Annotated in this window: 13 protein-coding genes; 3 read left to right on the forward strand and 10 right to left on the reverse strand. The window is 72.2% G+C overall.

Going from position 1 to position 13,405, the window contains the following annotated elements:
* Window positions 1-197 precede the first annotated feature (197 nt).
* A complete protein-coding gene (locus tag ACIPPS_RS07325; protein WP_401427973.1) occupies window positions 198-4,220 on the reverse strand; it encodes a HAMP domain-containing protein in 4,023 nt (1,340 codons plus the stop codon).
* A 406-nt stretch (window positions 4,221-4,626) separates the two neighbouring features.
* Complete coding sequence (locus tag ACIPPS_RS07330) at window positions 4,627-4,788, reverse strand: hydrophobic protein (RefSeq protein ID WP_355114277.1); 162 nt, start codon at window positions 4,786-4,788, stop codon at window positions 4,627-4,629.
* 204 nt (window positions 4,789-4,992) lie between these two features.
* Here ACIPPS_RS07330 and ACIPPS_RS07335 point away from each other — a divergent pair, with 204 nt between their 5' ends.
* Window positions 4,993-5,166 carry a CsbD family protein gene (locus ACIPPS_RS07335; protein WP_401427975.1) on the forward strand — a complete coding sequence of 58 codons (174 nt, stop codon included), beginning with the start codon at window positions 4,993-4,995 and terminating at the stop codon, window positions 5,164-5,166.
* Window positions 5,167-5,280: 114 nt separating this feature from the next.
* On the opposite strand, the gene ACIPPS_RS07340 is transcribed toward ACIPPS_RS07335, so the two are convergent.
* Window positions 5,281-6,234, reverse strand: coding sequence for an aldo/keto reductase family oxidoreductase (locus tag ACIPPS_RS07340; protein WP_401427977.1), 954 nt, complete (start codon window positions 6,232-6,234; stop codon window positions 5,281-5,283).
* A 218-nt stretch (window positions 6,235-6,452) separates the two neighbouring features.
* Here ACIPPS_RS07340 and ACIPPS_RS07345 point away from each other — a divergent pair, with 218 nt between their 5' ends.
* Together ACIPPS_RS07345 and ACIPPS_RS07350 are read left to right on the forward strand one after the other, a co-directional pair.
* Entirely contained in the window at window positions 6,453-6,704 is a 252-nt protein-coding gene (locus ACIPPS_RS07345; protein WP_401427979.1) for a DUF6400 family protein, read from the forward strand.
* On the forward strand, window positions 6,688-6,915 hold the full coding sequence (locus ACIPPS_RS07350) for a hypothetical protein (RefSeq protein WP_401427981.1): 228 nt from the start codon (window positions 6,688-6,690) through the stop codon (window positions 6,913-6,915). Before ACIPPS_RS07345 ends, ACIPPS_RS07350 begins: the two co-directional genes overlap by 17 nt.
* Before the next feature lie 28 nt (window positions 6,916-6,943).
* Here the strand turns inward: ACIPPS_RS07350 and hypE are convergent, their stop codons facing one another.
* The 7 genes from hypE to ACIPPS_RS07385 all read right to left on the reverse strand — a co-directional run bounded on the left by hypE (window position 6,944) and on the right by ACIPPS_RS07385 (window position 13,327).
* A complete protein-coding gene (hypE, locus tag ACIPPS_RS07355; RefSeq protein ID WP_401429508.1) occupies window positions 6,944-7,984 on the reverse strand; it encodes a hydrogenase expression/formation protein HypE in 1,041 nt (346 codons plus the stop codon).
* Between the two features lie 49 nt (window positions 7,985-8,033).
* Window positions 8,034-9,182, reverse strand: coding sequence for a hydrogenase formation protein HypD (gene hypD / locus ACIPPS_RS07360; protein ID WP_401427983.1), 1,149 nt, complete (start codon window positions 9,180-9,182; stop codon window positions 8,034-8,036).
* The gene (locus ACIPPS_RS07365; protein WP_401427985.1) at window positions 9,179-9,496 is read right to left on the reverse strand and encodes a HypC/HybG/HupF family hydrogenase formation chaperone; all 318 of its coding nucleotides are present in this window, start codon (window positions 9,494-9,496) and stop codon (window positions 9,179-9,181) included. The genes hypD and ACIPPS_RS07365 overlap by 4 nt, the downstream gene beginning before the upstream one ends.
* A 10-nt stretch (window positions 9,497-9,506) precedes the next feature.
* Window positions 9,507-11,942 carry a carbamoyltransferase HypF gene (gene hypF / locus ACIPPS_RS07370; protein ID WP_401427988.1) on the reverse strand — a complete coding sequence of 812 codons (2,436 nt, stop codon included), beginning with the start codon at window positions 11,940-11,942 and terminating at the stop codon, window positions 9,507-9,509.
* Window positions 11,939-12,634, reverse strand: coding sequence for a hydrogenase nickel incorporation protein HypB (gene hypB / locus ACIPPS_RS07375; RefSeq protein ID WP_401427990.1), 696 nt, complete (start codon window positions 12,632-12,634; stop codon window positions 11,939-11,941). Before hypB ends, hypF begins: the two co-directional genes overlap by 4 nt.
* Window positions 12,622-13,080 carry a hydrogenase maturation nickel metallochaperone HypA gene (gene hypA, locus ACIPPS_RS07380; protein ID WP_401427992.1) on the reverse strand — a complete coding sequence of 153 codons (459 nt, stop codon included), beginning with the start codon at window positions 13,078-13,080 and terminating at the stop codon, window positions 12,622-12,624. Before hypA ends, hypB begins: the two co-directional genes overlap by 13 nt.
* Window positions 13,081-13,207: 127 nt before the next feature.
* Window positions 13,208-13,327 (reverse strand): DUF6893 family small protein, encoded by a 120-nt coding sequence (locus ACIPPS_RS07385; protein ID WP_401427994.1) that lies wholly within the window; start codon window positions 13,325-13,327, stop codon window positions 13,208-13,210.
* Window positions 13,328-13,405 lie beyond the last annotated feature (78 nt).

Here is a 13,405-nt window from a genome sequence, read left to right on the forward strand (position 1 = left end):
CTGGGACGGCGCCGGACGCGGCCGGCGACGTTCCGTCCCCGAGGGGACCACCGACGGCGTCTCCGCCGTGGTCGGGGGGAGCGGTCATGCTGGGGACTCCTCGGGAGCGAAGGCCTGGGGCCGGGGACGGGCACGGACGGGTGGGAGCGCGTACGGGAGGCGGGCGGGACGGGGCTGCCGCCTCCGCCCGCGGCGGTCTACCCGTCGCGGAGCCACCGCCGGATGCAGGCGATCAGGTCGTCGGCGTCGACGGGCTTGGTGACGTAGTCGCTGGCTCCTGAGGCCAGGCTCTTCTCCCGGTCCCCCGGCATGGCCTTCGCGGTCACCGCGACGATCGGCAGTCCCGCGTGGGCGGGCATCTGCCGGATGGCGGCGGTGGCGGTGTAGCCGTCCATCTCGGGCATCATCACGTCCATCAGGATCAGGTCGATCGCCGGGTGCGCGGCGAGCACCTCGATACCCTTGCGGCCGTTCTCCGCGTGCAGGACCTCGATGCCGTGCAGCTCCAGGATGCCGCTGAGGGCGTACAGGTTGCGGGCGTCGTCGTCGACGACGAGCACCGTACGGCCGCGCAGGGCGGTGTCGACGGTGTGCGGGGCGGGCTGGCGCTGCTCTCCGCGGAGCAGGGGCACCACGTCGCCCGGCTGGTCGGCGAGCAGGTGCAGGGCGATCCGCTCACGGAGTTCGTCGAGGCTGGACAGCAGCTCCAGGGGCCGCTGGCGGGCGCGCGCCTGCAGGGCGTGTTCGCGTTCGACGGCGAGCCTGCGGTTGTTGTGGGCGAGCACCGGGACGGTCCGCAGGGCGGTGTCCCCGTCCATGGCGTCGAGGAAGTTCAGGGCCTCGTTGTCGGCCATGTCGAGTTCGAGGACGACGCAGTGGAACGGCTGGGTGGCGAGGACGGTCGCGGCCTCCTGCGGCCCGACGGCCGCGATCACCTCGATGCCCGTACGGTCGGTCAGGTCCCGGCTCTCGCTCAGTTCCGCCACGGCGTTCTCCGCCACCAGCGAGAGCAGTCCGCCGGAGCGCTCCTCTATCACCAGCAGGCGCCGGGGCTGTCGTGGCTGCGGGACGGCCGGCAGGGCGGGACGCGACGCGCCGGCGCGGTCGATGGTCTCCCCCTGCTCTCCCTGGACGACCGGGGCCCCGGTCTCGAGCACGGTCTGCGGCTGGAAGTCGGCCCGGGCGACCGGCAGATAGAGGGTGAAGGTGGAGCCGGCGCCCGGCTCGCTGTCGGCCGTCAGCGCGCCGCCGAGGAGGTAGGCGATCTCGCGGCTGATGGACAGGCCGAGGCCCGTACCGCCGTACTTGCGGTTGGTCGTCCCGTCCGCCTGCTGGAAGGCGCCGAAGATGGCCTCCAGGTGCTGGGAGGCGATGCCGATGCCGGTGTCCTTGACCCGGAAGGCGACCACGGCGCCGCCGCGGTGCACGGTGCCCGGCAGCTCGTCGTCCGCGGCCGGCTCGATGCGCAGCTCCACGCTGCCGCGTTCGGTGAACTTGACGGCGTTGGAGAGGAGGTTGCGCAGGACCTGCCGGAGCCGGGAGTCGTCGGTGACGAGGTCGACCGGCACGCCGGCCGCGGTGGAGATGGTGAAGGCGAGGTTCTTCTGCGAGGTGAGCGGCTGGAACGTCGCTTCGACGTAGTCGAGGAGCTGACGCAGCGCGACGCGCTCCGGGTTGAGGTCCATCTTTCCGGCCTCGACCTTCGACAGGTCGAGGATGTCGTTGATCAGCTGGAGCAGGTCGGATCCGGCCGAGTGGATGATGCCCGCGTACTCGACCTGCTTCGCGGTGAGGTTCCGGGTCGGGTTCTGCGCGAGCAGCTGGGCCAGGATCAGGAGGCTGTTGAGCGGGGTGCGCAGCTCGTGGCTCATGTTGGCCAGGAACTCGGACTTGTACTTGGAGGCGAGCGACAGCTGCTGGGCGCGGTCCTCCAGCTCCTGCCTGGCCTGCTCGATCTCCAGGTTCTTCGCCTCGATGTCGCGGTTCTGGGTCGCCAGCAGGGCCGCCTTGTCCTCCAGTTCGGCGTTGGAACGCTGGAGTTCGTCCTGCTGCACCTGGAGTTCCTCGGAGCGGGCGCGCAGTTCGTCGGCCAGCCGCTGCGACTCGTCGAGGAGTTCGTCGGTTCGGGCGTTGGCGACGATCGTGCTGACGTTGACGCCCAGGTTCTCCATGAGCTGCTCCAGGAAGTCCCGGTGCACGGAGGTGAACGGGGCGAAGGAGAGGAGCTCGATCGCGCCGAGGACCTGGTCCTCGACCACGATGGGCAGCACGATCATGCTGCCTCGGGTGGTCTGGCCGAGGCCGGAGGAGATGGACACGTAGTCGCCGGGCACGTCGTCGGTGGCGATGACGCGGCGGCTTCGGGCGGCCTGTCCCACGAGGGACTCGCCCAGCCGGAACCTGCGGTCCTCGGGGCTGCCCGCGGGGCGACCGTAGGAGCCGACGAGTCCGAGTTCGAGGCCGTGGGAGCCTTCCTCTGCCAGGTAGAAGGCACCGTACTGGGCGCGCACGAGGGGCGTGAGCTCGTCCATGACGAGTTCGGCGACGACGGCCAGGTCACGGTGGCCCTGCATCAGCGCGGAGATCTGGGCGAGGCTGGACTTCAGCCAGTCCTGCTCCTGGTTGGCGCGCGTGGTCTCCCGCAGCGAGCCGACCATCGAGTTGATGTTGTCCTTGAGTTCGGCGACCTCGCCGGACGCGTCGACGGTGATCGAGCGGGTCAGGTCGCCCTCGGCGACCGCGCTCGCGACCTCGGCGATGGCGCGGACCTGCCGGGTCAGGTTCCCCGCGAGTTCGTTGACGTTCTCCGTGAGCCGCTTCCAGGTCCCGGAGACCCCCTCGACCTCCGCCTGGCCGCCGAGGCGGCCCTCGCTGCCGACCTCCCGGGCCACGCGGGTGACCTCGGCGGCGAACGAGGACAGCTGGTCGACCATCGTGTTGATGGTCGTCTTCAGCTCCAGGATCTCGCCCCGGGCGTCGACATCGATCTTCCGGGACAGGTCGCCGTTGGCGACGGCGGTCGTGACCTGGGCGATGTTGCGGACCTGACCGGTGAGGTTGTTGGCCATGGAGTTGACGTTGTCCGTGAGGTCCTTCCACGTACCCGCCACGTTCGGCACCCGCGCCTGGCCGCCGAGGCGGCCCTCGGTGCCGACCTCGCGGGCGACCCGGGTGACCTCGTCGGCGAAGGCCGACAGCGTGTCGACCATGGTGTTGATGGTGTCGGCGAGCGCGGCGACCTCGCCCTTCGCCTCCACCGTGATCCGGCGCGACAGGTCTCCCCGGGCCACCGCGGTGGCGACCTGGGCGATCGAACGCACCTGCCCGGTGAGGTTGGACGCCATCACGTTGACGTTGTCGGTGAGGTCCTTCCAGGTGCCGGACGCCCCGCGCACGGTGGCCTGGCCGCCGAGGTTCCCCTCGGTGCCGACCTCGCGGGCGACCCGGGTCACCTCGTCGGCGAAGGCCGACAGCTGGTCGACCATCGTGTTGATGGTCTCCTTCAGCTCCCGGATCTCGCCCCGGGCGTCCACGCTCACCTTCTGCGAGAGGTCTCCCTCGGCGACCGCGGTGGCGACCTGGGCGATGGAACGGACCTGGGCGGTGAGGTTCCCGGCCATGGAGTTGACGGAGTCGGTCAGGTCGCGCCAGGTGCCGGAGACGCCCTTGACGTCCGCCTGGCCGCCCAGGATGCCCTCCGTACCCACCTCACGGGCCATCCTGGTGACCTCGTCCGCGAAGGACGAGAGCTGGTCGACCATCGTGTTGATGGTGTTCTTCAGCTCCAGGATCTCGCCGCGCGCGTCCACGTCGATCTTCTGTGAGAGATCTCCCTTGGCCACGGCGGTGGCGACCTGGGCGATGTCACGGACCTGCCTGGTGAGGTTGCCGGCCATCGCGTTGACGGAGTCGGTCAGGTCCGCCCAGGTGCCCGAGACACCGGGCACCACGGCCTGGCCGCCCAGCGTCCCTTCGGTGCCGACCTCGCGTGAGACGCGGGTCACTTCCGAGGTGAAGAGGGAGAGCTGGTCGACCATGCCGTTGAAGACGGCGGAGATCTCGCCCATCAGCCCGTTCGCGTCGTCCGGCAGCCGCGTGCCGAAGTCCCCGTCCCGCACCGCGGTGAGGCCCGCCAGCAGCTGCCGCAGTTCCGGCTCCCCCACGGCGGCCGGTCCGGGCCGCCGTGTCGTGGAGGAACTGTCGATCGTCGTCTCGGACATGATCCATCCTCGCTGGCTTCACCGACACTCGCCCAGGGGCCCGGCGCCCGGCGCCGTGTCCTCCCTAGGACACCGCCCCCCGTACGACGCCGGTCCGGGACCGTTGCCGTACGGCAATGAAGACGAGACTACCCTCCCGTGATCGACTCCCGGGAGACGGTGGCGCATGAACAGACCTCTCCGGCGTGATGCGGACACTCCTCCGAGCCGGCCTCACCTACAACCGGACACCGGGGGTAACCGGAGGTGCACGCCGAGCGGCCGGCGGCTCCGGGGCGCGCGAACCCGAGGACGACGCGGTGTCGACGGCCTGATCGCTGCGTACCGGATCGGGGCGCACGGGAGCCGGCCCACCCCCTGGGGGGCGGGCCGGCTCCCGTGCGTGCCGTATGTACGGGTGGGCGCGCTACCAGCGGTACCAGCGGCCTGTGCCGCCCTTCGGCCGGGCGACGAAGCCCAGGAGCCACACGACGAGCACGATCACCGCGATCCACCACAGCGCCTTCACCGCGAATCCGGCGCCGAAAAGGATCAGTGCGAGCAGTAGAACCAACAGAAGGGGAACCATTCTTATCAACCTCCAGGGCATCGCTTACCCGGCGACTCGACCTCCATCCCTTCGAATGTGCGAGTTTTTCACGGCGAATTCGGGGAATTGAAACGGGTTTTGGCCGTCGATCTTTCCTTCTGAGGTTTTCTGGGGTTTACCGTCGCGGATCGCGGTCAGGCGCCTCGATGTCAGACATGTCGAGCGAACGGGAAGTGATCGACCGTGTCCGGTGAAGAGAAGATGAAGGCCAAGGGCGAGCAGGCCAAGGGCAAGCTCAAGGAAGCGACCGGGCGCACGACCGGTGACGAGCGCCTGGAGGCGGAGGGCCGGGCCGATCAGGCCAAGGGCGATGCCCGTCAGGCCAAGGAGAAGGCCAAGGACACCTTCAAGCACTGACGCACCGGTCTCGTCAGAGCGGAGAATGGGGCGACCCCGCCAGGTGCGGGGTCGCCCCATTCTCCGCTCTTCCGTGGTGCACGCCCCTGCCCTCCGCGCGGAAGTCGATCGCGGTCAGGGAAGAGCGACACCTCGGGCGGACACCCACAACGCGTACCACTCGTCGTGACTCAGGTCGGGCTCGCGGGACGCGGCGTCCCGGCAGGCGCGGACGCGCGCCGGGTTCGACGTGCCGATGACGGGGACGACGCGGGCCGGATGCCGCCTGAGCCACCAGAGCACGATCGTCTCCGGCGTGGTCCCCTTCGCCTCGGCGAGCGACGCCACGAGCGCGGCCGTGGCCGTCTCCCGCGGCGTCGACTGCGCTCCGGTGAAGCGTCCCTGGGCGAGCGCACCCCACGCCTGGAGCTCGATGCCGTGGGTCAGACAGTGCTCGACGGTCCCGGCCGGGAACCCGTTGGCGGCGGACTCGGGGGTGTTGACGAGGACGGCGTCCTCCAGCCAGGCACGGCTGTGCAGGCTCATCTCCAGTTGGTCGGCGACGAGCGGCAGGTCCAGGTGGGCCTGGAGCCGGGCGATCTGCGCGGCGTTCATGTTCGAGACGCCGAAACGGCCGACGAGCCCCTGCCGGTGGAGCGAGGTCAGGGCGTCGGCGATGTCGGCGGGGTCCGCCAGCGGATCGGGGCGGTGCAGGAGGAGGACGTCGAGTGCGTCGGTGCGCAGTCGCTCCAGACTCTCCTCGACCCTGCGGACGATGGTGGAGCCCCGCAGGTCGTAGGTGCCGGGACGGTCCCCCTCGGCAAGGCGGATGCCGCACTTGGACTGCAGGGTGATCCGCTCGCGCAGTCCGGCCGAGCGGGCGAGCACCTCACCGAAGACCGCCTCGGACTTACCCCGCCGGTAGATGTCGGCATGGTCGAAGGCGGTGATGCCGCTGTCGAGGGCCGCCTCGACAGCCGCTTCCGCGGCGTCGATGTCGGCGGCCGTGTGGGCGCTCGCGTCCCAGTCGCCGCCGAGGCCCATGCAGCCGAAGAGGAGGCGGTGTTCGGTCTTGTCAGGCGTGATCACGGGGCTACCTTCGCACACCGACGGCCGACGGGATCGTCGGGGGAGGAGCCACCGCCGGGCCGCCGGTCGGCGCCACCGTCGTCAGCTCTTCGGAGGGAGGTTTTTCGGCCACGCTCTCCCCCTTGCATGAAGAGCGTCACAGCTCGCGACCCTTCCGCGCCCCTCGGCCGCTCTGGTAGACGTGGCTGAAACTGTTCGATTTCCCCGAAGGCACCCCCATGAACCAGGGCCCCGATCCCGACCACCTCAGCTTCACCATCGACCTCACCGCCGAGGAGGCCCGGCGGCGAGCCGAGGTGGTGGCGGCGCTCGGTCCCGCCTGGGATCCGGTGGCGGTCCTGCGTGAGGAGGAGGCGGCGCACGCGCTGCTGTACTCGGGGCTGGACGCCGAGCAGCAGCGCGTCCACGCGATGCTGGTCGACGCGGGCGTGCTGCCCGGTGAGGGGCCCGGCCGTGCGCCTGCCCATTGATCCCCAGGCCGACCGGGCCCGCCGGGCCTGGGTCGCCTGTCCCGGATGCGACGACGCCCGCGGCTGCGGGAGCTGCGAGCAGCGCCGCAACTGTGCGGAGCACTGGCGCTACCTGATCGCCAACCAGGGGCCCCGGGTCCATCTGCAGTGCCCGAACTGCACCCACACCTGGACCCTCGACACCAGCCGCGGCCGCAGCCGCGGCGCCTGAGCCTTCGTACGCCGCGGCTCGGACGCGCTCAGCAGATGCGCGGCAGCTGCTCCCCGAGCGGCATGTCCACCACCCGCGTGCCGCCGAGGCCGGTACGGGCGACGACCATGCCCGGATGCGCCTCGACCGTCTCCCCGATGATCGTCGCGCCGGCGCCGAGCGGGTGCGCGCGCATCGCGGCCAGCACGGCGTCGGCGTGCTCGCGGGGGACGAAGGCGACCAGTTTGCCCTCGTTCGCCACGTACATCGGGTCGAGCCCCAGCATCGCGCAGGCGCTCGCCACCGGGGCGGGCACGGGGACCGCCCGCTCCTGGAGGACGACGCCCGTGCCGGACGCGGTGGCGATCTCGTTGAGCGAGGCCGCCAGGCCCCCGCGGGTGGGGTCGCGCAGCACGTGCAGGTCCGGGGTCACCGCGAGCATCGCCTCGACGAGGCCGCCGAGCGCCGCACAGTCGCTCTCGATCTCGACGCCGAACTCCAGGCCCTCGCGCACGCTCATGATCGCCACGCCGTGGAGGCCGATGGGGCCGCTGACGATCACGACGTCGCCGGGGACCACCCGCTGCGGGCGCAGGTCCACGCCGTGCGGGATCAGGCCGATCCCCGAGGTGTTGATGTAGACGCCGTCCCCGTGGCCGGCCTCCACGACCTTGGTGTCCCCGGTGACCACCTCGACGCCGGCCGTCCGGGCCGCCGCGCCGAGGGCGTTCGCCACCCGGACGACGACGTCGGTCTCCACGCCCTCCTCCAGAATGAACCCGCAGGAGAGGTACGCGGCCCGGGCGCCGCTCATCGCGAGGTCGTTCACGGTTCCGTTGACGGCCAGATCGCCGATGCTGCCGCCGGGGAAGAACAGCGGACGCACCACGAACGAGTCGGTGGAGAAGGCGAGTCGGGCGCCGCCGAGTTCCAGCGCGGCCGCGTCCGTCGTGGCGGAGAGCGCCGGACCGCCGAAGGCGGGCGCGAAGACCCGCTCGACCAGTTCGGCGGAGAGCGCGCCGCCCCCGCCGTGGCCCATCACGATCCGGGACTCGTCGCGCAGCGGCGCGGGGCAGGTCCAGGCGAGCATGTCCGGGGTCTGTTCCGCGGCGGTGGCGCCGCCGACGCCGAGGGTGGTGTCAGACAACGGAACTGCCCTCCAGAGCCGAGGCGGCGGCGGACGGGGCGGCCGTCGTGCCGAGGTCGAGCCGGCGGTAGAGGTAGTACGCCGCGCAGGCGCCCTCGCTGGAGACCATCGTGGCGCCCAGCGGCGAGCGGGGCGTGCAGATCGTGCCGAAGGCCTCGCACTCGTGCGGCTTGAGCAGGCCCTGCAGCACCTCACCGCTGCGGCATTCGGCGGGTTCGCGGGTGTCGATGCCCTCGACGGAGAAGCGGATCTCCGCGTCGTAGTCCCGGTAGCGTTCCGACAGCCGCCAGCCGCTGTCCGGGATGATGCCGATGCCGCGCCACGCACGGTCGGTGACCTCGAAGACGTCGTCCAGCATCGCCCGGGCGGCCGCGTTGCCCTCGTCGAGCACGGCGCGCGGATAGGCGTTCTCGACGGTGTGCTCCCCGCGTTCCAGCTGGAGCACGGTCCGTCGTACGCCTTCGAGGATGTCCAGGGGCTCGAAGCCGGTCACCACGATCGGCACCCGATGGCGGGCGGCGAGTGCGGGGTACTCCTCGGTGCCCATCACGCTGCACACGTGGCCCGCGGCGAGGAAGCCCTGGACGCGGCAGTCAGGGGACTGCATGATCGCCTCGATCGCGGGGGGCACGCGGACGTGGGAGACGAGCAGGCTGAAGTTCCGGATGCCGAGCTTGCGCGCCTGGTGGACCGTCATCGCGTTGGGCGGCGCCGTGGTCTCGAAGCCGATGCCGAAGAACACCACCTCGCGGTCCGGGTTCTGCTCGGCGATCCGCAGCGCGTCGAGCGGCGAGTAGACGACCCGGACGTCGCCGCCCTGTCCGCGCACCTGGAACAGGTCGCGGCCGGTGCCGGGCACCCTCAGCATGTCCCCGAACGAGCAGAAGATCACGCCGGGGCGGGAGGCGATCTCCAGGGCCTTGTCGATGACCTCCAGTGGCGTCACGCACACGGGACAGCCGGGCCCGTGGATCAACTCCACCTCCTTCGGCAGGAGTTGATCGATGCCGTGCCGGATGATGCTGTGGGTCTGCCCACCGCAGACCTCCATCAGCGCCCAGGGCCGGGTCACGGTGGCGTGGATCTCCGCGAGCAGCCGGCGGGCCAGCTCGGGGTCCTGGAACTCGTCGATGTACTTCACGACTGCACCTCTCCGGCGACGCCCTCGGGCGCCGGCCGTTCGCTTCCGGCCATCTCGGCGGCCTCCCATGGGTCGCCGAACTCCTCCTGGAGCATGCCGAGGGTCTCGAAGAGCTCCAGCGTCCTCCTGGCCGACTCCTCGTCCAGACGTTGCAGGGCGAAGCCGACGTGGACGATGGCGTACTCGCCGACCTTCAGGTCCGGCAGGTACTCCAGGCAGACCTCCTTGACCACTCCGCCGAAGTCGACCGTGGCCATCCGTGTGCCGTCCCGGTCCTCGACGTCGAGCACCCTTCCGGGTACCGCCAAGCACATGTGCGTCTCCTCACTGTCGCTGTCGTGGTCCGCCGTCGGCAGCCGCCTCGGCGGTGGCGCGGGCGGCCACGACGAGCTGGCCGAGCGCCAGCCCTCCGTCGTTGGGCGGGACCAGGCGGTGGCGGAGGACGGTGAAGCCGTCCCGGCCCAGGGCGCCGGCGCAGGCCGAGGAGAGCACCGTGTTGGCGAACACTCCCCCGGTCAGCGCGACGGTCTCCACCCCGAGTTCGCGGCGCGCGGCGGCGCAGACCGTGTGCACGAGGTCCGCGACGGCCCGGTGGAACCGGTCGGCGACGACGGCCGCCGCGGTGCCGAGGCGCACGTCGTCGGCGACGGCGGCCAGCAGCGGGGCGGGGTCGGCGGTGAGCGGACCGGTGGGACCGGGGCCGGCCGGCGGCGTCACCAGGCGGAAGGTGTAGCGCCTGTCGTCCCGCACGGCCGGGGCGCGCAGTGCCGCGGCCTCCAGCTCGATCGCCGCCTGGGCCTCGTATCCGGCGTGGTGGCAGATGCCCGTGAGGGAGGCGACGGCGTCGAAGAGGCGGCCCATGCTGGACGTGGGCACGCAGTTGAGGCCGCTCGCCAACTGCCGGCGCAGCACCGGAAGTTCGTCGGCCGGACAGGCCCGCACGCACGGCAGGTCGGGGTCGGCGTCGAGTCCGGCGGCGTGCAGATGGGCCAGCGCCATGCGGTAGGGGCGTCGTACGGCGGTGTCACCACCGGGCAGCGGTACGTAGGACAGGTGCGCGAACCGCGAGAATCCGGCGTAGTCCGCGAGGAGGAACTCGCCGCCCCATACGGCGCCGTCGAGCCCGTAGCCGGTGCCGTCGAAGGCGACGCCCAGGACGGGGTGGGTGCCGTCGAGGCCGTTCTCGGCCATGGCGGCGGCGACGTGCGCGTGGTGGTGCTGCACGGCGACGACCGGGCGTCCCGCCGCGTGCCGGGCCGCCCAGCGGGTGGACCGGTAGGAGGGGTGACGGTCCGTCGCCAGCAGGCCGGGCCGTACCCCCGTGACGGATTCGAGCTGCCGCTCGGCCGAGGCGAGGGCCAGCTGTGTCGCGAGGTCGTCCATGTCGCCGATGTGGGCGGACAGCCACGCCTTGTCGCCCCGGCCGAGGCAGAAGGCGTTCTTCAGGTCCCCGCCGACGGCGAGGGCGGGCACGACCTCGACGGGCAGGGTGACCGGCAGGGGGGCGTAGCCACGGGAGCGGCGCAGGACGAGGGGTTCGCCGTCACAGACGCGTACGACGGAGTCGTCGCAGGGCACGTGGATGGGGCGGTCGTGCAGCAGCCAGGCGTCCGCCAGGCCGGCGAGCCGGGTGAGCGCGTCCGCGTCGTCGGTGACGATGGGTTCGCCCGAGAGGTTGCCGCTGGTCATGACCAGCAGCCTGGGGGTGTACGGGTCCGGGGCGCCGAGGCCGAGGAGCAGGTGGTGCACCGGGGTGTAGGGCAGCATGACGCCGAGGTCCGGACTGCCGGGGGCCACCTCGGGAGCCGGGGCTGCTCCGGGGCGTGGGCGGGGGTCCGCGCGGCGCCGGAGGAGGACGACGGGGCGGACGCGGCCGCCGAGGAGTTCCCGCTCCAGGGGCCCGAGGTGGGCCAGGGGTTCGATGTCGTCGAGGTCGGCGGCCATCAACGCGAACGGCTTGTCCCCGCGCGCCTTGCGGCGGCGCAGTTCGGCGACGGCCGTGGGGTTGGTGGCGTCGCAGGCCAGGTGGTAGCCGCCCAGCCCCTTGACGGCGAGGATCCCGCCGGCCGCGAGCAGCCGGCGGGCGGCGGTGACCGGGTCGGCGTGCTGGCGGGCGCCGGGATCAGTGGGCGGGGGCGGCGCGCCCGGGGCGGTGACCAGGCGCAGGCGGGGGCCGCAGGACGGGCAGGCGACGGGCTGGGCGTGGAAGCGCCGATCGGCCGGGTCCTGGTACTCCCGGGCGCAGTCGGGGCACATCGGGAAGCCGGCCATCGTCGTGTGGTCGCGGTCGTAGGGGACGCCGGTGACGATGGTGAAGCGCGGGCCGCAGTGCGTGCAGGTGATGAAGGGGTGCAGGTGGCGCCGGTCGGCGGGGTCGGCGAGTTCGGCGAGGCAGGCGTCGCAGGTGGCCGTGTCCGGCGGCACGAGCGTGTGCACGGCGCCGCCCCGGCGGGAGGGCACGATGGTGAAGCCGCCGCCTCCGCTCGCGGCCACCTCGGTCGCCTCGACGGATTCCACCCGGGCCAGGGGCGGTGCCTCGGAGGCGATGCGGGCGCAGAAGGCCGCCACGTCGTCGGGGGCGCCCTCGACCTCGGCCACGACGCCGTCCGCCGTGTTGGTGACGTGGCCGGACAGGCGTAGCGCGGTCGCGAGGGCGTAGACGTGGGGGCGGAAGCCCACGCCCTGCACCACACCCGTGACCAGCACGCGGCTGCGTGTGGGGACGGTGGTGAGGGCGGCGGCGGACGGCTCCGCGGTCACGCGCCGGCCCGGGCCATCACCGGGGTGTGGACCGGGTCGCCCTCGGTCGCGGCCAGGGCACGGTCGAGCAGCACACCGGCACCCCGGCCGTCGCGCACCGAGGTGAGGACGATCTCGACTCCGGGGTTGACCTGCTGCACGTTACGGCGGAAGGCGCCCTCGTCGAACTGCGCCGCCTCGGCCATGTCGGTCTTGGTGACGACCACCAGCTGGGCGAGGCCGAAGGCGGTCGGGTACTTCAGGGGCTTGTCCTCGCCCTCGGTGACCGAGGCGAGGACGACCCGGAGCGTTTCGCCGAGGTCGTAGCCGGCGGGGCAGACGAGGTTGCCCACGTTCTCCACGAAGAGCAGCCGGGTCTCCTCGGGCAGCCAGTCGTGCAGGTGCCGGGCGACCATGTCGGCCTCCAGGTGGCACAGCCCGTCGGTGTGCACCTGCTTGACCGGGACGCCCGCCCGGGCGAGGCGTTCGGCGTCGTTCTCGGTGGCGAGGTCGGCGGTGAGCGCGGCGGTGCTGACGCCCCGTTCGGTGGACAGGCGCAGCTCGCGCTCCAGCAGAGCCGTCTTTCCGCTGCCGGGGCTGGAGAGCAGGTTGACGACCGTGGTGCCACGGGCGGTGAGTTCGGTACGCAGGATGCCCGCGGCGGCGTCGTTCCTTGCGAGGACCGCGCGCTGGAGGTCGACTACTCGGCACATGCTCGGCTCTCCTCGGTACGGGGTTCACGGCGTGGTGCGCGGTTCTCGACGGGGTCGGTCGAGCCGCTCTCGACGGGGTCGGTCGAGCCGCTGTCGGCGAGGTCGGTCCAGCGGACCTCGCGGATCCGCAGTTCGCGCCCGGCGACGAGTTCGACGGCGGCCCCGCCGCAACCGGGGCAGAGCAGCCGGGGCGGCATGCCGACGTTCCAGACCTCGGCGCAGGGCTCGCAGCGGGCGGTGCCCTGGACGGTCCGGGTGATGAGCTCGGCGCCCTCGACGACGGTCCCCGCGCAGGCGAGTTCGAAGCAGAAGGCGAGCGCGTCGGCGACGACTCCCGCCAGTTCGCCCACGTCCAGTCGGATGCTGGTGACGCCGGTGGCCCCTCGGGACCGCGCGGCCGTCTCGACCTGGTCGACGACGGCCATCGCGACGGACATCTCGTGCATCGCTCTCCGTCCTGGCCGGCGGGTGTCTCGGCCGCCATTACAGGACGGGCGGGCGGTGGGTCGCCGCCCGGCGCGCCGTGACGGCACGGTGGTGTCGTCCGTTCGGTGCAGCCGGGGCGGCGTCGGGTCACATGCGGCTGATGCGGAGGTAGCGCCGGACGTCCGGGAGGAGGCCCCTGACGAGGGCCACGGCGGTCAGGGCGGCGGCGGTGACGGCGGCGACGGCGCCGAGGGAGCTCTTCTTCATGGTGTTCTCCGTGTCGGGGTGAGGCGCTCCGGGTCGGGTTTCGGACGACGGGCTGGGGACGGCGGGCTACGGGCGGCG

The sequence above is a fragment of the Streptomyces sp. NPDC090127 genome, from assembly GCF_044746945.1.
Lineage (GTDB): Bacteria > Actinomycetota > Actinomycetes > Streptomycetales > Streptomycetaceae > Streptomyces.